Source organism: Micromonospora antibiotica (genome assembly GCF_017599305.1).
Classification (GTDB): domain Bacteria; phylum Actinomycetota; class Actinomycetes; order Mycobacteriales; family Micromonosporaceae; genus Micromonospora; species Micromonospora antibiotica.
Genome location: NZ_JAGFWR010000008.1, coordinates 153,982 through 171,969, shown reverse-complemented (window position 1 = coordinate 171,969; position 17,988 = coordinate 153,982). Strand labels below are relative to the sequence as shown.

The following is a 17,988-nucleotide window of genomic DNA, read 5'->3' as shown; positions in this document are numbered from 1 at the left end:
CCGGGAGAACCGCCGGACCGACGTGTCCGGCGGACGAGACGAGGAGGCTACCGTGGCCGACCAGGCCCAGACCTACAACGGTTACTGCGTGAAGTGCAAGGAGAAGCGGGACTTCGAGGGGCACGTCGAGGTCTCGAAGACCGGGATGAACATGGCCAAGGGCAAGTGTCCGGTGTGCGGCACAACAGTGAACCGCATCCTGGGCAAGGCCAAGGTCTGACCCGTCCGGGTACGACGCGGGAGGGGCGGCCGGTCGGCCGCCCCTCCGGCACGTCCAGCCAGCCCACGGAGACGACCGGCCGACCGATCCGCGACGACGCCCGCCGATCGGAGGGCAGCGCCCACCGGCCGGCCGGCCCACAGCAGCCGCCCGCTCACCTGCCGGGCGATCTGTCAGCTGCCCGACATGACGCGCGGTGAGCTGTGGATAACCCGCCGACTCCTGTGGACAACGCTGGATCTGGCGCTGCGCACCTGTGGACAACGATCGACTCACCGCAGGGATTCGGTCACGATTCGTCATCATGACCCCCTCTCCTCCCGCACCCAGCGACGCTGCACTGCTCCGCCCCGTACTGGTGCCGGGTCTGACCCGGCTCTGGCGCGACCGGCACACCCTGCAACTGGGGTTGAACCCGGGTCGGGCCGTGCTGCTGGAAGTGACCGATTCGCGGGTCACCCGGCTACTCGACCTGCTTGACGGCACCCGGAGCGTCCGCGGCGTCCTCGCGGACGCGGTGCACGCCCAGGTCGACCCCGGCCAGGCGCGCGGGTTGATCGACACGCTGCACGCGGCCGGGCTGGTCGTACCGGCGCACACCCTGCTCCCCCGGGAGCTGACCGGCCCGGACCGGCTCCGGCTCGCCGCGGAGGCCGCAGCACTCGCCCTGGCCGCGCCCGCCCTGCCCGGCACCCCCGCCCAGGTGCTCCGCCGACGACGCGCCGCCCGGGTGGTGGTGGCCGGGGCCGGCCGACTCGGCGCACCGGTCGCCGTGGCCCTGGCCCAGGCCGGTGTCGGGCACGTGGCGGCCGAGCTGACCGGCCCGGTGGACCCGGTCGACCTGGTCGGGTCCGGGTTGGCCGCGACCGACGTGGGGCGACCGCTCACCGAGGCGGTCCGGGACGCCGTCGCCCGCACCGCCCCGGGCACCCGGACCCACCCGGCCGGCCGACGCCCGGTCGCCCTGGTGGTGCACCTCGGCACGGACCGCCCGACGGACCTGCTCGCCACCGGGTACGCCCGCCGTCGCCAACCGCACCTGCTGCTCACCCTCCGGGAGGGGGTGCCGGTGGTCGGTCCCCTGGTCCGGCCACCGGTGGGCCCCTGCCTGCACTGCCTGGATCTGCACCGCACCGATCGCGACCCGGGCTGGCCGGGCCTGGCCGCGCAGCTCGCCACCGGCCCGGCCGACCGGTCCTGCGGCACGGCCACCCTGCTCAGCGCCGTCGGCTATGCGGTCGCCGAGGCCCTGGCCCAGGTCGACGGGGGCACCCCGGAGACGGTGGGCTGCGCGGTGGAGATCGGGTCGGCCGGCCGGTTCCGACGTCGGGCCTGGGCCCCGCACCCCGGCTGTTCCTGCTCCGGTCCCGGCCGCCCGGAGTGACGGGTGGGAGCGCGGTGGGAGTCCCACCGGGCCCGCGGAATGGGGTATGCGCCGACCCAGCCCAGCTTGGAGCAGCAGCGGGGCCGGGAAGTCGGTAACAATGGCCAGGTGACCGACATCCCGCGCCGCGCCGTGTCCCGGACCGCCAAGCTCGCCGCTCTGCCGCTCGGCTTCGCCGGTCGGACCGTCCTCGGGATGGGTAAACGCGTCACCGGCATCGCCTCCGACGTCATCTCCGCCGAGATCCAGCAACGCACCGCCGAGCAGCTGTTCAGCGTCCTCGGGCAGCTCAAAGGCGGGGCGATGAAGTTCGGCCAGGCGTTGTCGGTGTTCGAGGCGGCGTTGCCTGACGAGATCGCCGCGCCCTACCGGCAGGCGTTGACCAAGCTCCAGGAGGCCGCCCCACCGCTGCCGGTGGCGAGCGTGCACAAGGTGCTCGCGGAGCAGCTCGGGCCGGACTGGCGGGACCGGTTCGTGGAGTTCGACGACACCCCGGCCGCGGCGGCCAGCATCGGCCAGGTGCACCGGGCGGTGTGGCGGGACCCGGAGACCGGGGTGTCCCGGTCCGCCGCCGTCAAGATCCAGTACCCGGGTGCGGGGGACGCGCTGCTCGCCGACCTCAAGCAGCTCTCCCGGCTGGGCGGGATGTTCCGGGCCATCCAACCCGGCCTGGACGTCAAGCCGCTCCTGGCCGAACTGCGGGAGCGGATCACCGAGGAGTTGGACTACGAGCTGGAGGCCGAGTCCCAGCGCGCCTTCGCCGCCGCGTACGCCGACGACCCGGAGATCTTCATCCCGGCGGTGCTCTCCGCCTCGCCCCGGGTCCTGGTCACCGAGTGGATCGAGGGGACACCGCTCGCCGACATCATCCGGGAGGGCACCGACGAGCAGCGCAACTCCGCCGGTCGGCTGATGGCGACCCTGCACCTGTCCGCCCCGCCCCGGGCCGGACTGCTGCACGCCGACCCGCACCCGGGCAACTTCCGGTTGCTGCCCGACGGCCGGCTCGGTGTGATCGACTTCGGCGCGGTGGCCCGGATGCCCGAGGGCACCCCGGAGCCGATCGGCCGGTTGCTCGGGTTGTCGCTGCGTGGCGACGCCGACGCGGTCGTCGCCGGGTTACGCGAGGAAGGCTTCGTCAAGGCGACCGAGCCGATCGACGCGCAGGCGCTGCTGGACTACATCCGGCCCATGCTGGACCCGGTGGCGCAGGAGGAGTTCCGGTTCACCCGGGCCTGGCTCCGCGCCGAGGCGACCCGGCTGGCCAGCCCGAAGTCGCCCGCCTTCCAGCTCAGCCGGCAGCTCAACCTGCCGCCGTCGTACCTGCTCATCCACCGGGTGACGCTGGGCTCGATCGGGGTGCTCTGCCAGTTGGAGGCGAAGGCGCCCTACCGGGGCATCCTGGAGCGCTGGCTGCCCGGTTTCGCCCCGGTGGCCTGACCGACGCGCGGCGGCGGGCCGGCCCGGCCGACGGACGACGCGGGGGCGGTGACCGGAACCCGGTCACCGCCCCCGCGTATCGCAGGTGGTCCTAGAGAACGCCCAGGTCGCGAGCCGACTGGCTCCGGCTGCTCATCGCGACGGTACGGGCAGAACGGTGCGCCTCAGTGCTCGTGGTGGTACGACCGGCCTGAGGCTGGCGCATTCGAGCCCGGGACAACGCTTCGTGGAGTAGTTGCATCTCGGTTCCGTTCGGCAGGTGCAGCATCGTGGTCAACTTTCTCGCGGCCGATGGTCATCGGCGGGTGGGTGGAACGGATCGGGTAGGTCAGGCTGCCAGCCGGACCGCACTGCGCGAGGTGGCCACACCACTGGCCGCCATCCGCGCCTCGGCCTCGACCTGAAGGGCCGCGTCACGGGCGAGGTCCTCCTTGCGTGGACGGCCCCGGGGCCGCTTACGCGGGACGACCGCGCCACGCTCGAAGATCTCGCCGCCCCAGACGCCCCAGGGCTCGGCCCGCTCGACCGCACCGGCCAGGCACTCGACGCGCAGCGGGCAGTCCCCGCAGAGCGACTTGGCCAGCTCCAGGTCGGTGGGCGAGTCGGAGAACCACAGGTCGGGGTCGAACTTCCGGCAGGGCAGGTTCGCCTCCAGCTCGACGCTCACGTCGAGGGGGGCCAACGCCAGACTCATCTCCCGGTCACCTCTCTCTCACTTCGATCTCGTGGATCGCAATTCCGACGTACTTCGACGGGCAAAAAACTGAGGCCGCGGATCCCGGTGAGCGGGTTCCGCGGCCTCGAGGTGAGCCGGTGGTCTGAGTGTCAGACCGGTCTACCTCGAGGTGGAACGCCGCGGACATCCATGCGCTGCTTAGCGACATCAATGCCCAGACCCGTGAAGCCACTGGTCCCCTCGGCTCCCGCAGTGGGTGCAACAGTCAGGTTCAGCTCGGCCTGAACCGAGACCTGGTGCACCTGCGGGTTCGACGGTCGCGGAGAGGCAAGGGCCACCCGGACAGCCGACAGCGGAGCGAAGGCAGCTGGCATCGCCGCCGGACGCTCATAAGTGATGATCTCCACGGTTGCCACCTCCCTCACGTTCCTCGTGCCGATTCGGACTCAGCCCCCGTGAGCAGCCGTAATGGCGCTGCTCCCGAGGTGCGTCCTGAGGCTATTCCTCGCCACGGGGCGAGGGCAAACGAATTTACGACGAGATTTCGAGAGTTTTCTCCGGGCCGATCTCGTCGACCGTCGCGCCCGCCACCAACGCCAGCACCGCCTCGCCGTACAGGCCGAGTTTGCGGGGGCCGATGCCGGCGATGGCGATCAGCTCCTCGACCCGGCCCGGTCGCCGTTCGGCCAGCGCGACCAGGGTGGCGTCGGTGAAGACCACGTACGCCGGGACCCGCTGCGCCCCGGCCACCCGGGCCCGCCAGTCACCCAACCGCTCGTAAAGATTCTCGTCAATGTCCGACGGGCAGGTCGGGCAGCGGCCCAGTTTGCGGTCCGCCCCGGCGAGCAGGGTCGCGCCGCAGATCCGGCAGGACACCACCTGGGTCCGCCGACGTTCCACCGCCCGTTTCGCCCCGGCCACCCCGCCCGACCGGCCCGCACCGGCCCGCTCGCCCCCACCGGTCCGGTCCAGCTGGGGCAGGAACCGCGACGGCCGGCGGGCCCGACCACCGGGCGAGCGGGCCGAGGCGTACGACAGCCAGAGCCACTGCCGGGCCCGGGTGATCCCGACGTAGAGCAGCCGCCGCTCCTCCTCGACCTGCTCCGGGGTACGCGCGTACGAGGTGGGCAGGGTGCCCTCGGAGAGGCCGACCAGGAAGACCGCGTCCCACTCCAGCCCCTTGGCCGAGTGCAGGGAGGCCAGGGTCACCCCGTCCACCGTCGGCACGTGCTGCTGGGCGGCCCGCCGGGCCAACTCGTCGTTGAAGTCCGCCAGGGTCGCCTGACGTTCCACCGTCGCCGCCTCGCCGATCGGCAGCACCTCGGGGCTGGCCGCGTACTCCTCGGCGAGCTGGACCAGGGCGGCGAGGGCCTCCCAGCGCTCCCGGGCGGCGCCACCGGGCGGGGCGGCGTCGGGGGCCCAGCCGACCGCGGTCAACGCCTCCCGGACGGCGATCGGCAGCGGGGTGTCGCCCGGGATCGACCGGGTGGCGGCCCGCAACGCCACCATCGCCTGGCGTACCTCGGCACGCTCGAAGAACCGCTCCGCCCCCTGCACCACGTACGGGACGCCGACCTCGGTCAACGCCTTCTCGTACGCCTCCGACTGGGCGTTGGTGCGAAACAGCACGGCGATCTCCTTCGCCGGGGTGCCCCCGTCGACCAGGGTCCGGCAGCGGGCCGCCACCGCGGTCGCCTCGGCCGGCTCGTCGGTGAAGATCCGCAGCTCCGGTTCGGGACCGGGTGGGCGCTGGCCGTGCAGCTCCAGCCGCAGCCGCGCCTCGGTGCCCCGGGCCTGCCCGATCACCGCGTTGGCCAGCCCGACGACCTGCGGGGTGGACCGGTAGTCACGCACCAGCCGGACCACCGTGGCCGCCCGGTGCCGACGCGGGAAGTCGATCAGGTACGCCGAGGTGGCCCCGGTGAACGAGTAGATCGTCTGGCTGGCGTCCCCGACCACTGTCACGTCGTCCCGGCCGCCCAGCCAGGCGTCGAGCAGCCGCTGCTGGAGCGGGTTGACGTCCTGGTACTCGTCGACGACGAAGTGCCGGTACTGGCCGCGTACCTGCTCGGCGACGTCCGGGTGCTCCTCGATGCCCCACACCGCGGCCCGCAGCATGTCCTCGAAGTCGATCACCCCGGAGGACCGCTTCAACCGTTCGTACGCGGTGAAGACCTCGGCCACCGTCGCCGGCTCGTACGGCGTCTCGCGCAGCGCCCGGGCGGCGGCGACCACGTAGTCCCCCGGCTCGACCAGCGACGACTTGGCCCACTCGATCTCACCGGATAGGTCCCGGGCGGCGGCCCGGTCGGCCCGCAGGCCGACCTTGGCGGCCGCCAGGGTGACCACCCGGACCTTGCTGTCCAGCAGTTCCGGCATGGCCCGGCCGGACAGCAGCCGGGGCGCGAAGTAGCGCACCTGACGCAGCGCCGCCGCGTGGAACGTCCGCGCCTGCACCCCGGGCACCCCGAGCCCGGTGAGTCGGGCCCGCATCTCGGCGGCGGCCCGTGCGGTGAAGGTGACCGCCAGCACGTGTCGTCCGACGATCTCCCCGGTCAGCACCCGGTGGGCGATCCGGGAGGTGACCGCGCGGGTCTTGCCGGTGCCGGCCCCGGCCAGGATGCAGACCGGGCCGGCGGGGGCGGTTACCGCCGACCGCTGCTCCGGATCCAGCCCGGCGAGGACCGACTCCGCTGAGTGAACCACCACAGCGAGGAATCATCTCAGCTCCGGCCGGTGTTGTACCGGTCAGCCTGGCCTGACCGGGCCGGGGCGCGGCGAACCGTGGAGGATCCGACGATGTTGACCATGTATTCCACCCCGTGGTGCGGCTACTGCCACCGGCTGAAGTCGCAGCTGGACCGGGAAGGCATCGGGTACGAGGTGGTCGACATCGAGCAGGACCCGAAGGCCGCCGACTTCGTGATGAAGGTCAACGGTGGCAACCAGACCGTCCCGACGCTGCGCTTCGCCGACGGCAGTGCCCTGACCAACCCCTCCATCACCCAGGTCATGCAGCACCTGGCCACGATCACGGGCTGACCCCGTCGACCCGCCGCGGGGAGCGGCCGACCCCACCGGGCCGGCCGCTCCCCGCGGTTGCGGGGTCAGCGACCGGGGAGCCGGTGGATGGTGGGATCGGGCAGCGGCCGGCGGGGTGCCGGGATGTGGGCGGCCGGTGTGGGCGGGACCGGCGTCGGGGGTGTGGGCGGGACCGGTGTGGACGGGACCGGGGCGGGCGGGACCGGCGTCGGCGGGGCGGGCAGCCGAGGCGGGGTGAGCCGGCGACCCTGCCAGAGCCAGAGGCCGGCGACCGTGGTGACCACCCCGACCAGGACGAAGAGCAGTCGGTAGTCGAACACGCCGACCAGCAGTGCCCCCGTGCCGATGGAGACCGCCTGCGGCCCACTGACCAGCGCCTCGGAGGCCGCGGTGACCCGACCGAGCAGTCCCGGCGGGGTACGCCGCTGGACCAGCGTGGTCAGCCCGACCATGGTCAGTGGCAGGGACAGCCCGGCGAGCAGCAGGGCCAGCACCCCGAGGCGCAGGTCCGGCCAGGCCAGGGCCAGTGCGGCCGGACCGAACAGGGTCACCCCGGCGGCGAGCGCCCCCAGTTCGCCGACCCGACGCACGACCGTCGGCGAGAGCAGGCCGCCCACCAGGCCCCCGATCCCCTGCACGGTGATCAGCACCCCGACGAAGGCGGCGTCCCGGCGTAGTCCCTGGTCGACGTACGCGAAGATCAGTGATTCGGTGAAGCCCATCACGAGTGAGCCCAACCCGTACCCGAGCAGGGCCCGGCGCAGGGCCGCCTCGTGGGTGAGGTGGCGCAGCCCGGCGCCCAACTCCGCCGGCCACCGCAGGGTGGCGGTGGCGGGCGCGTGCTCGGTCACCCGCAGCAGCCCCACCACGGCGGCGGCGACCACGAAGCCGGTCATCGCCAGGCTGGTCAGCAGCCAGCCGCCGACCGCCGCGTACAGGGCCGCCCCGGCCAGCGGACCGCCCAGGCGCAGGCCCTGCCGGACGGTCTGCAACGCCCCGTTCGCGTCGGCCAGCAGTTCGCTCGGCACGATCTGGCGGAGCAGCCCGCTCAGGGTCGCGTGCAACGTCAGGTAGGACAACCCGTAACAGGCGGCCACCACGTAGATGATCCAGACGTCGGCCCGGTCGCGGACCAGGAAGAGCGGGCTGAGCACCAGCGCCGTGCCCAGGTTGGCGACCACGAAGAACGGTCGGCGACGGTAGCGGTCGACGACCCAACCGATCAGTGGGGCCAGGATCATCGGCGCGATGATCGCGAAGATGGTCGCGCCGGCCAGCCCGTCGGAGCCGGTCAGATCCTTGACCCAGATGGCGAGGGCGAGCAGCAGCAGCGACTCGGCCGCCATGCTGGCCAGCAGGGCGACGAAGAGCAGTCGGAAGTCGGGGCGGCGCAGGACGGTGCGCATGGGGTTCCCTCCGGCGGGGGGTGGCGTCCGGTGGACGCGTACGGGGGAACTGCCGCCAGCTGGGACGACGTCGTCCCCGGGCTCGGCCGGCACGTTCCACAGTCCTCTTTTTGACGCAAGACACGCCCTCGTCGGGACCTCCGACGCCGGTCGCGACGTCCATACTGACCGTGGGGGGCGAATTTCATACAGTTACCGTCGCGTCTCGCGACGGTCGACGGAATCGAGGACACCGTGCCTCCAGCCGTACCGAGTCCGATCCTGCGCCGACGCAGGCTCGGCAATGACCTGCGCCGCCTGCGCGAGGCGGCGGGACTCACCGGTGACCAGGTGATCGACCGGATCGGCTGGGCGTCGGCGTCGAAACTCTCCCGGCTAGAGAACGGCCGCAGCAGGCCCGACCCGGAGGACGTCAGCGTCCTGCTCGACCTCTACGGCGCCACCGCCGACCTGCGCCACGAACTGCTCGCCATCACCGACGAGGCCGGCGACATGCGCGCCTGGCGCAAGTCGTACCCGGTGATGACGCAGCAGCAGTTGGGCTGGGCGGAGCTGGAGGCGGGGTGCGCCCAGATCCGTGAGTACAACCCGGTCCTGGTGCCGGGGCTCCTGCAGACCGAGGGGTACGCCCGGCTGCGGATCCTCTCGGCCGAAGCCGCCGCCGCCGAGTCGGCGGAGCCGCCCGGGGACGACCCGGAGACCGAGGTCAAGGCCCGGCTGGGCCGGCAGTCCCTGTTGGACCGGGCGGACGGACCCCGGTACACGGCGGTGTTGGAGGAGGCGGCGCTGGGCCGGCGGGCCTGCCCGCCGGAAGTGCTGCGGGAGCAGCTCGCCCACCTCTGCGAGCTGGCCATGCTGCCGAACGTGACCCTGCACCTGCTGCTGCGGGACACCCGGATCGGGGAGTTCTACCTGCCACCGACGGCCTTCTCGCTCTACCGGTTCGCCGATTCGCAGGATCCGGAGACGTTGGCGATCGAAGGAGGCTTCATCGACGTCATGTCGACCGAGGTATCCACGGTAAATCGCTATAAAGTGGCATTTGAGTGGCTCTGCTCGGCGGCGCTCTCCGCATCGGACACCCTTACCTGGCTCTTCGCGGCAACGGGACGGCTGACCGACACGGCGGCCTCGTCCGTGGTGGCTCCGGGACCGACAGCAGCGCCGGCCCAACGCCGCCGGCAACCGGGGCGCCTGACGGAACGGTGACCAACACCGATCCGCCGGGGCCGGGCGACCGCCGCTCGTTCCGTCGAGGCAGTTCCAGAAAGCAGGAGCAGAACCATGAACGAGATCCAGACCGTGCCCGCCGACGCGCGCTGGCACAAGAGCACCCGCAGCCAGACCTCCAACTGTGTGGAGGTCGCCCACCTGCGTACCGCGACGGTCGAGGTGGCGCTGCGGGACAGCAAGGACCCGAACGGCCCGGTGCTGCTGTTCCCGAGGGCCGGCTGGCTCGGCTTCCTCGCTGGCACCAAGAACGGACAGTTCGCACTGGACTGATCCCGGTCGCTCAGGGTGGGGCCGTCGGCAGGTTTGCCGGCGGCCCCACCGTCGTCCGGCGTCCCCGAACCCGTCATCCCCCGACGGCAACCGGTCTGACCAGGCATCGGATGATCGGACAGGGACCCGGTCGATCGCCGCGTTTCACTTGCTGGGACCCCGCGCGGGCGTAACATGACGATTCAGTGACGTGGAAGTTCCACCACGTACCGGCCACCCGCGGTCCGTCCGGAGACAGCCATGCGTTTCCTGATCGTTCGTACCGACATCCGCACCGCCGCCGACATCGACCTCGCCGCCGCCTGGGCCGGCGGGGGCTGCCTACGCAACGAAACCACCACCCCGGAGTTCCGCCGGCAGACCGTCCACGCCGAGGACCGGGACGCTGCCCTGCTGCTGGCCCGCGCCCTGTCCACGGTGGGCGCGGTCCGCGCCGGCCGGCAGCGGGTCAAGGTGCTTCCGCTCGACGAACCGGGCCGACGCTCCCGCAGGCAACACCCGCCCGGCTGACCGACCTCCGTCGGCAGACCCGCACGGCGTCGGCACGGCACCCGACCGGTCAGCAGTGCCCGTCGAGCCAGCGGTGGATCAGGAAGAGGGCGATCGACGACGGCGGCGGCAGGAGCACCCGGTCGCCTTCCCCGGCGTCCACCGCCCGACCGGCCAGCACCGCGCCGATGTCCCGCCGGGTGAACCACCGGGCGTACGCGATCTCCGTCGGGTCGACCCGCACCGGCTCCCGGGGGTCCGCCTCGGCCAGGTAGCCCAGCATCAGCGAGCCGGGAAACGGCCAGGCCTGGCTGCCCGCGTACGTGATCCGCTCGACCCCGACGCCGACCTCCTCGCGGACCTCGCGCAGCACGGCCGCCTCCGCCGACTCCCCCGGCTCCACGTAGCCTGCGAGACAGGAGAACCGCCGCTGCCCCGGGGTACGCGGCCAGGTGGCGTTGTTGCCGAGCAGGCAGCGACCGTCAGGTCCACCCACCCCGTCGTGCACCAGGACGATCATCGCCGGGTCGGTCCGCGGCCACATCCGCTGGCCGTCCGTGCCCACCCGTGTCCAGCCGCCCTCGGCGACCTCGGTCCGGTGCCCCGACCGGGGTGACCAGCCGTGCCCCAGGTGCCAGTTGACCAGGGCGAGCGCCGTGGTGAAGATCCCTGCGTCCCGGTCGTCGAGCAGGTGGCCGATCTCCCGCAGGTTGGCCGCCCGGGTGCCCGGCAGGTCGGGGAGCGGGGCGTCCACCGCGAAGACCGGCACCCCGTCGGGCTCCACCCCCAGGAAGAGCGGGTACGCCTCCCCCGGCGGGCCGACCTCGGTGGCTTCCCGCAGCACCAGCACCGGCGGGTTCGCCTCGGTGTGCACCAGCGCCCGCCCGTCCCGGGTCGAGTCCAACACCAGCACCCGGGCCCGCTGCCACGCCTGCGCCAACCACTGCGGGTCGGTACGCCGGTGCGCCGCCCGGTCCAACGTGGACCGGGCCAGCGGGGGCGCGGCCTCCCCGCTCACGCCGACTCCGTCCGCACCGGGGTGAGGGCGGACAGTGGTCCGGCGACCCGCTCGGCGTCACCGAGCACCACCACGACCGCCCGCGCCGGGGCAAGATACCGGGCACCCGCCTCGGCGACGTCCTCGACGGTGGCCTTCGCCAGCCGGGCGGCGTGCTCGGCGAGGAAGTCCAGGCGCAGCCCGCTGCCCGCGTACGCGCTGGTCAACGCGGCCAGCCCGGCCTGGGTGGAGATGCCGAGCTGGAGGGTGCCCAGGGCGTACTGGCGGGCCTGCTCCAACTCGTCCACCCCGGGCGGCACCGAGGCCAGCCGGCCCAGCTCGTACGTCGTCTCCAGCAGGGCCGGGCCGGTCACCTCGGTGGCCACCTCGGCCCCGGCGACCAGCACCGACCCGGCCACCGAGTGCTCGACCGACGAGTGCGGGCCGTAGGTGTACCCCTTGTCCTCCCGGATGTTCTCCGTCCAACGGGACGAGAAGTAACCGCCGAAGATCAGATTGGCCAGTTGCAGCGCGGCGTGGTCCGGGTGGGTGCGGGGCACCGCCGGCAGCGCGATCCGCAGCGACGACTGCACCGAACCGGGCCGGTCCACCAGCAGCAGCGGGCCGGGTTCCAGCGGGGGTGCCGGCGGCAGGGCGGCACCCCGGCTGTCCCCGGTCCAGCCGGCCAGGGCCTTCTCCGCCGCGTCCAACGCGCGTTCCGGCTGCACGTCGCCGACCAGCACCAGCACCGCCTCGGCCGGGTGCACCCGCTCGGCGTGCAGCCGGCGCAGCGCCGCCGGACGGACCGCGCGGACCTGGTCCGGTTCCGGGGTCTGCACCGCGTACGGGTGCCGGCCGTAGATCCGCCGCAGCAGCGCGGTACGGGCCAGGTGGGCCGGCTGGCTCTGCGCCACCTGGATCCGGTCCACCAGTCGGTCCCGCTCGGTCTGCACCCAGTCGGCCGGGTAGCTGGCGTCGGTCAGCACGTCCGCCAGGATCTCCAGCATCCGGTCCAACCCGGTGACCAGACCCGCACCGGAGAGCATCAGCCGGTCCGGGTCGGCCCCGGCGGACAGCCCACCGCCGACCTTCTGCAACTCGGCGGCGATCTGGGTGGCGGTGAGGGTGCCGGTGCCGGCCAGCACGGTCTCGGCGAGCATCGCCCCCCGGGCCAGGTGGGTCCGGCCGAACGGCATCCACAGCCGCAACTCGACCAGGGGGACGGCGGGCCGGCGTACCGCGAGCACGGTGAGCCCGTTGGGAAGCCTGCGCTCGGCCTGCTTGGGCAGCTTGAGCCGCCGGGTCGGACCGAGCGCCGGCAGCGCCCGGGAGTTGACGGTCACTGCGTTGTCTCCGTTCGCGACTGCGGGGCTCGCAAACCCGGCTCACTCCTCGCGCTCACCGGGCACCTCCTGGGATGACCTCGATGGAGGCGCGGCGCTCCGGGCGCAGGGTGGCGGCGGCGGCGCGGACCTGGTCCTCGGTGACCTCGCCGACCAGCCGGGGCAGGTCGTTGAGCAGGCCCGGCTCGCCGCGCTGCTGTTCCAGCACCGCCATCCGCAGCGCCCGGCCGAGCACCGCGTCGGTGTCCCGCAGCAGGTGGGTGGCCATCCGCGCCTGGGTGCGGGCCAGCTCGCCGTCGGTCAGCCCGTCGGTGGCCAGCCGGTCCAGTTCCTCGTCGATCGTGCGCAACGCCTTGTCCACGTCGCCGCCGGGCGGCAGGTGCGCCTGGAGCAGCAGTGCCGTGGGGTCGCGGACGTCGAACGGGTCACCCATGAAGCCGAGGTAGCCGCCGAGGCCGGTGACGCTGCGGTCGCGCTGCACCATCCGCTCCACCAACCGGGACGCGTCCCCGTCGGTGAGCACCTCGGCGAGCACCACGTAGGGCAGGTAGCCGGCGAAGTCGACGACCGGGTCGGGCACCCGCCACGCCGAGGCCACCGCCGGCAACGGGGCCAGCTGATCGGTGTACGAGGTACGCCGCTCGACGGTCAGGTCCGGCTCGGTGAAGTCCGGACGCTCCGGGGCGGGTCGGGCCGGCACGTCACCGAAGTGCCGTTCGACGAGCGTGGTCGCCTCCGCGACGTCGATGTCCCCGCTGACCGCCAGGACGGCGTTGCCGCTGGCGTAGTAGCGGCGGAAGAAGTCGGCGGCGTCGGCGACGGTGGCGGACTCCAGGTCGTCGAAGGAGCCGTAACCGTCGTGCGCGTTGGGGAAGGTGTCGAACATGACCGGCGGCAGGGTCAGCCAGGGGAACCCGCCGTACGGCCGGTTGAGCACGTTGACCCGGATCTCCTCCTTGACCACGTCGACCTGGTTGCGCAGGTTCTCCTCGGTCAGCCGGGGGCCGCGCATCCGGTCGGCCTCCAGGAACAGCGCCCGTTCCAGGGCGTTGCCGGGAAGCGTCTCGTAGTAGTCGGTGTAGTCCAGGTGGGTGGAGCCGTTGAAGGTGCCGCCGGCACCCTGCACGTGCCGGAAGTGGGCAAGCTTCTCCAGGTTCTCCGAGCCCTGGAACATCAGGTGCTCGAAGAGGTGGGCGAAGCCGGTACGCCCCTGCGGCTCGGAGCGGATGCCGACGTCGTAGACGACCGCCACGCCGATCACCGGGGCGCTGCGGTCCGGGGTGAGCACCACCCGTAGGCCGTTGTCGAGGGTGAACCGCTCGACCGGGTATTTCGTCGCTGGAATTCTCGCTCTCCGGGTCGGCACGTGATCGACCCTAGCGTGTCGCCAGCGGCGGCACGGCCGTCCGCGACCCGCGTCTCAGTACGACACCGCGACGGGCAGGGCGGTGACCCGGGGCAGCACCTCCGCGCCGACCCGTTCCGCCTCCTCCCGGTGCGGCCAGCCGGAGAGGATGAACTCGTCGACGCCGCTGTGGGCGTACTCGTCGAGCCGGGCGGCGACCTCGGCGTAGCTGCCGACCAGGGCGGTGCCCGCACCCTCGCGGACCAGGCCGATGCCGGCCCACAGGTTCGTCGCGACGGCGAGGCGTCCGCTGCCGCCGCCGTGCAGCGCGGTCATCCGGGCCTGGCCGACGGAGTCCATCCGGCCGAACCGGGCCTGGGCGGCGGCGATCCGCTCCGGGCTCATCCCGGCCCGCAGCCGGTCGGCCTCGGCCCACGCCTCGGCGGCGGTGTGCCGCGCGATGACGTGCAGCCGCAGCCCCGTACGCAGGGTGCGGCCCTGCTCGGCGGCGCGGGCGCGGACCCGGGCCACCCGGGTGGCGATCGCCGCCGGTGGCTCGCCCCACATCAGGTACGTGTCGGCCTGCCGGGCGGCGACCGCCTCGGCGGCCGGGGACGCGCCGCCGAGGTAGACCGGGGGCGGGTCGGCCAGCGGGCTGGCGAGCCCACCGCCGTCGATCCGGTAGTGCTCACCGGCGAAGTCGAACGGGCCGCCGCGCCAGGAGCGGCGGAGCACCTCGATGAATTCCCCGGTACGGGCGTAGCGCGCGTCGTGGTCGAGGAAGTCGCCGTACGCCCGCTGCTCGGTGGGGTCGCCGCCGGTGACGACGTTCAGCGCGAGCCGACCCCCGGAGACCGCCTGGAACGCCTCGGCCTGCTGGGCGACCAGGGTCGGCAGGGCGAAGCCGGCGCGGACGGCGACCAGCAGCCCGATCCGTTCGGTGTGCTGGGTGACCGCCGCGCAGACGATCCACGGGTCGGGGCAGCCGGAGCCGACGGGGGTGAGCAGTGCGCTGAACCCGCCCGCCTCGGCGGCCCGGGCCACCTCGGTCAGATATCCGATGGTGGCGGCCCGCGCGTGCCGGGCCGCACCGGCGGTGACGGTGGCCGCACCGACCTGGTCGCCGTCGCCGGAGGTGGGGAGGAACCAGTGGAAGGTCATGTCGGCCGCCCTCTCGCCGTGTCCCGCCCGGTCTGCCTCGCCGGGGGCAGCTAAACCTATCAAGAAGGTAGGAAAACCAGGAATATCTGAGACCCGACATCCCATGATGTGGACGGTGCTTGACGTCGATGGACCCCTGGCCCACTCTTCCTACCAACTAAATAGGAATACTGCGGATTGGACAGATGATGAGACGGCTCCCCTTCCGTCGGCTGATCTCCCTCGCCACCCTCGCCGCCGTCGGCGTGGCCACGATGGGCACCACCGCCGCGTGCGGCGACGACGACAGCGCCGGCGGCGACTCCGGCCCCGTCACGCTGCGGCTGGGCTACTTCCCCAACATCACGCACGCCCCGGCCGTGGTCGGCGTCGAGAAGGGCCTCTTCGCGGAGAAGCTGGGCGACGTCAAGCTGGAGACCAAGACGTTCAACGCCGGCCCGGCCGCCATCGAGGCGATCTTCTCCGGCGCGCTCGACGCCACGTACATCGGCCCGAACCCGACGGTGAACGCGTTCTCCAAGTCCAAGGGCGAGGCCGTCCGGGTCATCTCCGGCGCCGCCTCCGGCGGGGTCGCCCTGGTGGTCAAGCCCGGGATCACCTCGGTCGACCAGCTGCGCGGCAAGAAGATCGCCACCCCGCAGCTCGGCAACACCCAGGACGTCGCCATCCGCTACTGGCTCAAGGAGAAGGGCCTCAAGACCACCAAGGAGGGCGGCGGCGACGTCAAGATCGTCCCGCAGGAGAACGCCCAGACGGTGGAGACCTTCTCCAGCGGCTCGATCGACGGCGCGTGGGTGCCCGAGCCGTTCGTCTCCCGGCTGGTCAACGCGGGCGGCAAGGTCCTCGTCGACGAGCGGGACCTCTGGCCGGACAAGAAGTTCGTCATCACCAACCTGATCGTCTCCACCAAGTTCCTCAAGGCCCACCCCGACGCGGTGAAGAAGCTGGTCGAGGGGCAGGTCGCGGCGAACGACTTCGTCAACACCAAGCCGGACGAGGCCCAGCAGGCCATCTCCGACCACATCGGCAAGATCACCGGCAAGCCGCTGGACCTCAAGCTGATCAAGCAGGCGTGGCCCACCCTGCTGTTCACCAACGACCCGATCGCGTCCTCGCTCAAGACCGGGCTGGACCACGCCGTCGCCGTCGAGCTGACCCAGCCGGTCGACCTGAACGGCCTCTACGACCTGAAGTACCTCAACGAGGTGCTCAAGACGCAGGGCCAGGCCGAGGTCACCCAGCCGTGACGTCGACCACGACACCGCCGCAGAGCGCGACCGCCGCGGTCGCGCTCTCCGGCGTGACCAAGGTGTACGGGCGCGGGACGAACGCCGTCCTCGCCCTGGACGGGGTCAGCCTCGACGTCCGGCCCGGCGAGTTCGTCTGCCTCGTCGGCGCGTCCGGCTGCGGCAAGAGCACCCTGCTCAACCTCGTCGCCGGGCTGGACCGCGCGCAGGGCGGCACCATCACGGTGGCCGACGACGCCCACCCCGGCCTGATGTTCCAGGAGCCGGCGCTCTTCCCGTGGCTGACCGTCGAGGCCAACGTCGAGGTGCCGTTGAAGCTGCGCGGGCTGCCCCGGGCCGAGCGTCGGGAGCGGGTGGCCGAGCTGCTGAGCACCGTCCACCTGTCCGACTTCGGCCGCAAACGGCCGCACGAGCTGTCCGGCGGCATGCGGCAGCGGGTCGCCCTGGCCCGCACCCTCGCCCTGGACACCCCGGTCCTGCTGATGGACGAGCCATTCGGCGCGCTCGACGCGATGACCCGGGACATCCTGCACGACGAGCTGGAACGGATCTGGGCCGAGCGGCAGCTCACCGTGCTGTTCGTGACACACAACGTCCGGGAGGCGGCCCGGCTCGCCGACCGGATCATCCTGCTCAGCAGCAGGCCCGGCCGGATCATCTGGTCCACGGAGGTGAACGTGTCCCGCCCCCGGCGTATCGACTCCCCCGAGGTGGCCGCGATCGCCTCCGAGGTCACCGACCGACTCCGTACCGAGGTGGGCCGCCATGGCAAGTGACACCCTGACCGGCTCGGCCCGCACCGACGCGGAGATCTCCGGGCTGGACGCGCTGGAGATCGCCGGTCGCGACAAGGAGGTCTCCCGGGGGGCCCGGCTCTGGGCGTCCACCTGGCCCAAGCTCGCCGCGCTCGCCATCGCCATCGGGTTGTGGCAGGTGGTGGTCTGGAGCGGCTGGAAGCCGCCGTACTCGCTGCCCGGCCCGGTCACCGTCGCCGAGGAACTGGCCCGGCAGGCCAGCGGGCGGCAACTCTGGGACGGGCTCGCCACCACCCTGCAACGGGCCGCGCTCGGCTATGTCTTCTCGGTCGCGGTCGGCCTGCTGGTCGGCCTGGCGGTGGCCCGGTCCAAGATGCTCCGGGCGGCGATCGGCTCGATGATCACCGCGTTGCAGACGATGCCGTCGATCGCCTGGTTCCCGCTGGCCATCCTGCTGTTCGAGCTGAGCGAGAAGGCGATCTTCTTCGTGGTGGTGCTCGGTGCCGCGCCGTCCATCGCCAACGGGGTGATCAGCGGCGTCGACTACGTGCCGCCGCTGCTGGTCCGGGCCGGCCGCAACCTCGGCGCCCGGGGGCTGAACCTCTACCGGTACGTCATCGCGCCGGCCGCGCTGCCCGCCATCGTCGCCGGGCTCAAACAGGGCTGGGCCTTCTCCTGGCGCAGCCTGATGGCCGGTGAGCTGCTGGTGGTCGGCATCTCACAGACGTCCCTGGGTGCCCAGCTCACCTACTCACGGGAGTTGTCCGACGCGCCCTGGCTGCTCGCCACGATGATCGTCATCCTGGTCGTCGGGCTGGTGGTCGACGCCGCGTTCGGGGCAGCCGACCGGGCGATCCGCCGCCGCTGGGGCGTACTGGACCAGGCTGGTCAGTGACGTGTACATCTCCGCGCGCAGTGACTATGCGCTCCGGGCCATGCTCGCCGTCGCCGCGTCCGGCGACGGCGAGACCACCAACTCC

18 protein-coding genes are annotated in these 17,988 nt (G+C 72.6%); 10 read left to right on the top strand and 8 right to left on the bottom strand.

What is annotated here, in order from left to right; genetic code table 11:
* The first annotated feature begins 52 nt into the window (after positions 1 to 52).
* From JQN83_RS16695 to JQN83_RS16685, 3 genes are all read left to right on the top strand, one after another.
* On the top strand, positions 53 to 220 hold the full coding sequence (locus JQN83_RS16695; protein ID WP_007464795.1) for a DUF5679 domain-containing protein: 168 nt from the start codon (positions 53 to 55) through the stop codon (positions 218 to 220).
* 304 nt (positions 221 to 524) lie between these two features.
* Complete coding sequence (locus tag JQN83_RS16690; protein WP_208568072.1) at positions 525 to 1,604, top strand: ThiF family adenylyltransferase; 1,080 nt, start codon at positions 525 to 527, stop codon at positions 1,602 to 1,604.
* A 108-nt stretch (positions 1,605 to 1,712) separates the two neighbouring features.
* The gene (locus JQN83_RS16685; RefSeq protein WP_208568071.1) at positions 1,713 to 3,044 is read left to right on the top strand and encodes an ABC1 kinase family protein; all 1,332 of its coding nucleotides are present in this window, start codon (positions 1,713 to 1,715) and stop codon (positions 3,042 to 3,044) included.
* A 328-nt stretch (positions 3,045 to 3,372) separates the two neighbouring features.
* Here JQN83_RS16685 and JQN83_RS16680 read toward each other — a convergent pair whose 3' ends face one another.
* The 3 genes from JQN83_RS16680 to JQN83_RS16670 form a co-directional block, all read right to left on the bottom strand.
* Entirely contained in the window at positions 3,373 to 3,738 is a 366-nt protein-coding gene (locus JQN83_RS16680) for a WhiB family transcriptional regulator (protein ID WP_208568070.1), read from the bottom strand.
* A gap of 131 nt (positions 3,739 to 3,869) precedes the next feature.
* Positions 3,870 to 4,127, bottom strand: coding sequence for a hypothetical protein (locus JQN83_RS16675; protein WP_208568069.1), 258 nt, complete (start codon positions 4,125 to 4,127; stop codon positions 3,870 to 3,872).
* Positions 4,128 to 4,251: 124 nt separating this feature from the next.
* The gene (locus JQN83_RS16670) at positions 4,252 to 6,429 is read right to left on the bottom strand and encodes an ATP-dependent DNA helicase UvrD2 (RefSeq protein ID WP_208568068.1); all 2,178 of its coding nucleotides are present in this window, start codon (positions 6,427 to 6,429) and stop codon (positions 4,252 to 4,254) included.
* A gap of 90 nt (positions 6,430 to 6,519) precedes the next feature.
* Here JQN83_RS16670 and JQN83_RS16665 point away from each other — a divergent pair, with 90 nt between their 5' ends.
* Positions 6,520 to 6,762, top strand: coding sequence for a mycoredoxin (locus JQN83_RS16665; RefSeq protein WP_208568067.1), 243 nt, complete (start codon positions 6,520 to 6,522; stop codon positions 6,760 to 6,762).
* Positions 6,763 to 6,827: 65 nt separating this feature from the next.
* Here the strand turns inward: JQN83_RS16665 and JQN83_RS16660 are convergent, their stop codons facing one another.
* The gene (locus tag JQN83_RS16660; protein ID WP_208568066.1) at positions 6,828 to 8,168 is read right to left on the bottom strand and encodes an MFS transporter; all 1,341 of its coding nucleotides are present in this window, start codon (positions 8,166 to 8,168) and stop codon (positions 6,828 to 6,830) included.
* A 234-nt stretch (positions 8,169 to 8,402) separates the two neighbouring features.
* Here JQN83_RS16660 and JQN83_RS16655 point away from each other — a divergent pair, with 234 nt between their 5' ends.
* From JQN83_RS16655 to JQN83_RS16645, 3 genes are all read left to right on the top strand, one after another.
* A complete protein-coding gene (locus JQN83_RS16655; protein ID WP_208568065.1) occupies positions 8,403 to 9,377 on the top strand; it encodes a helix-turn-helix domain-containing protein in 975 nt (324 codons plus the stop codon).
* Positions 9,378 to 9,452: 75 nt separating this feature from the next.
* Positions 9,453 to 9,671, top strand: a complete 219-nt coding sequence (locus JQN83_RS16650) for a DUF397 domain-containing protein (protein WP_208568064.1) — start codon at positions 9,453 to 9,455, stop codon at positions 9,669 to 9,671.
* Between the two features lie 240 nt (positions 9,672 to 9,911).
* The gene (locus tag JQN83_RS16645) at positions 9,912 to 10,181 is read left to right on the top strand and encodes a hypothetical protein (protein WP_208568062.1); all 270 of its coding nucleotides are present in this window, start codon (positions 9,912 to 9,914) and stop codon (positions 10,179 to 10,181) included.
* Between the two features lie 49 nt (positions 10,182 to 10,230).
* Here the strand turns inward: JQN83_RS16645 and nudC are convergent, their stop codons facing one another.
* The 4 genes from nudC to JQN83_RS16625 are packed head-to-tail and all read right to left on the bottom strand — an operon-like array spanning position 10,231 to position 15,006.
* Positions 10,231 to 11,178: an NAD(+) diphosphatase gene (nudC, locus tag JQN83_RS16640; RefSeq protein WP_208568061.1), complete on the bottom strand. Its 948-nt coding sequence runs from the start codon at positions 11,176 to 11,178 to the stop codon at positions 10,231 to 10,233.
* Positions 11,175 to 12,500 (bottom strand): M16 family metallopeptidase, encoded by a 1,326-nt coding sequence (locus JQN83_RS16635; protein ID WP_208568060.1) that lies wholly within the window; start codon positions 12,498 to 12,500, stop codon positions 11,175 to 11,177. The genes nudC and JQN83_RS16635 overlap by 4 nt, the downstream gene beginning before the upstream one ends.
* A gap of 55 nt (positions 12,501 to 12,555) precedes the next feature.
* Complete coding sequence (locus tag JQN83_RS16630; protein WP_208568059.1) at positions 12,556 to 13,866, bottom strand: M16 family metallopeptidase; 1,311 nt, start codon at positions 13,864 to 13,866, stop codon at positions 12,556 to 12,558.
* Positions 13,867 to 13,920: 54 nt separating this feature from the next.
* A complete protein-coding gene (locus JQN83_RS16625) occupies positions 13,921 to 15,006 on the bottom strand; it encodes an LLM class flavin-dependent oxidoreductase (RefSeq protein WP_208568058.1) in 1,086 nt (361 codons plus the stop codon).
* Between the two features lie 188 nt (positions 15,007 to 15,194).
* Between JQN83_RS16625 and JQN83_RS16620 the strand changes: the two genes are divergently transcribed.
* From JQN83_RS16620 to JQN83_RS16610, 3 genes are read left to right on the top strand one after another with little or no spacing between them, the layout of a single operon-like run.
* The gene (locus tag JQN83_RS16620) at positions 15,195 to 16,253 is read left to right on the top strand and encodes an ABC transporter substrate-binding protein (protein WP_208568057.1); all 1,059 of its coding nucleotides are present in this window, start codon (positions 15,195 to 15,197) and stop codon (positions 16,251 to 16,253) included.
* Positions 16,250 to 17,029, top strand: coding sequence for an ABC transporter ATP-binding protein (locus tag JQN83_RS16615; protein WP_208568056.1), 780 nt, complete (start codon positions 16,250 to 16,252; stop codon positions 17,027 to 17,029). Before JQN83_RS16620 ends, JQN83_RS16615 begins: the two co-directional genes overlap by 4 nt.
* A complete protein-coding gene (locus tag JQN83_RS16610) occupies positions 17,019 to 17,903 on the top strand; it encodes an ABC transporter permease (RefSeq protein WP_208568055.1) in 885 nt (294 codons plus the stop codon). The genes JQN83_RS16615 and JQN83_RS16610 overlap by 11 nt, the downstream gene beginning before the upstream one ends.
* The last annotated feature ends 85 nt before the right edge of the window (positions 17,904 to 17,988 follow it).

Coding starts and splice junctions, on each gene's coding strand:
- JQN83_RS16680 (WP_208568070.1), bottom strand. CDS start 3,738: ATGAGTCTGGCGTTGGCCCCCCTCGACGTGAGCGTCGAGCTGGAGGCG.
- JQN83_RS16610 (WP_208568055.1), top strand. CDS start 17,019: ATGGCAAGTGACACCCTGACCGGCTCGGCCCGCACCGACGCGGAGATC.
- JQN83_RS16665 (WP_208568067.1), top strand. CDS start 6,520: ATGTTGACCATGTATTCCACCCCGTGGTGCGGCTACTGCCACCGGCTG.
- JQN83_RS16660 (WP_208568066.1), bottom strand. CDS start 8,168: ATGCGCACCGTCCTGCGCCGCCCCGACTTCCGACTGCTCTTCGTCGCC.
- JQN83_RS16650 (WP_208568064.1), top strand. CDS start 9,453: ATGAACGAGATCCAGACCGTGCCCGCCGACGCGCGCTGGCACAAGAGC.
- JQN83_RS16690 (WP_208568072.1), top strand. CDS start 525: ATGACCCCCTCTCCTCCCGCACCCAGCGACGCTGCACTGCTCCGCCCC.
- JQN83_RS16645 (WP_208568062.1), top strand. CDS start 9,912: ATGCGTTTCCTGATCGTTCGTACCGACATCCGCACCGCCGCCGACATC.
- JQN83_RS16620 (WP_208568057.1), top strand. CDS start 15,195: ATGAGACGGCTCCCCTTCCGTCGGCTGATCTCCCTCGCCACCCTCGCC.
- JQN83_RS16625 (WP_208568058.1), bottom strand. CDS start 15,006: ATGACCTTCCACTGGTTCCTCCCCACCTCCGGCGACGGCGACCAGGTC.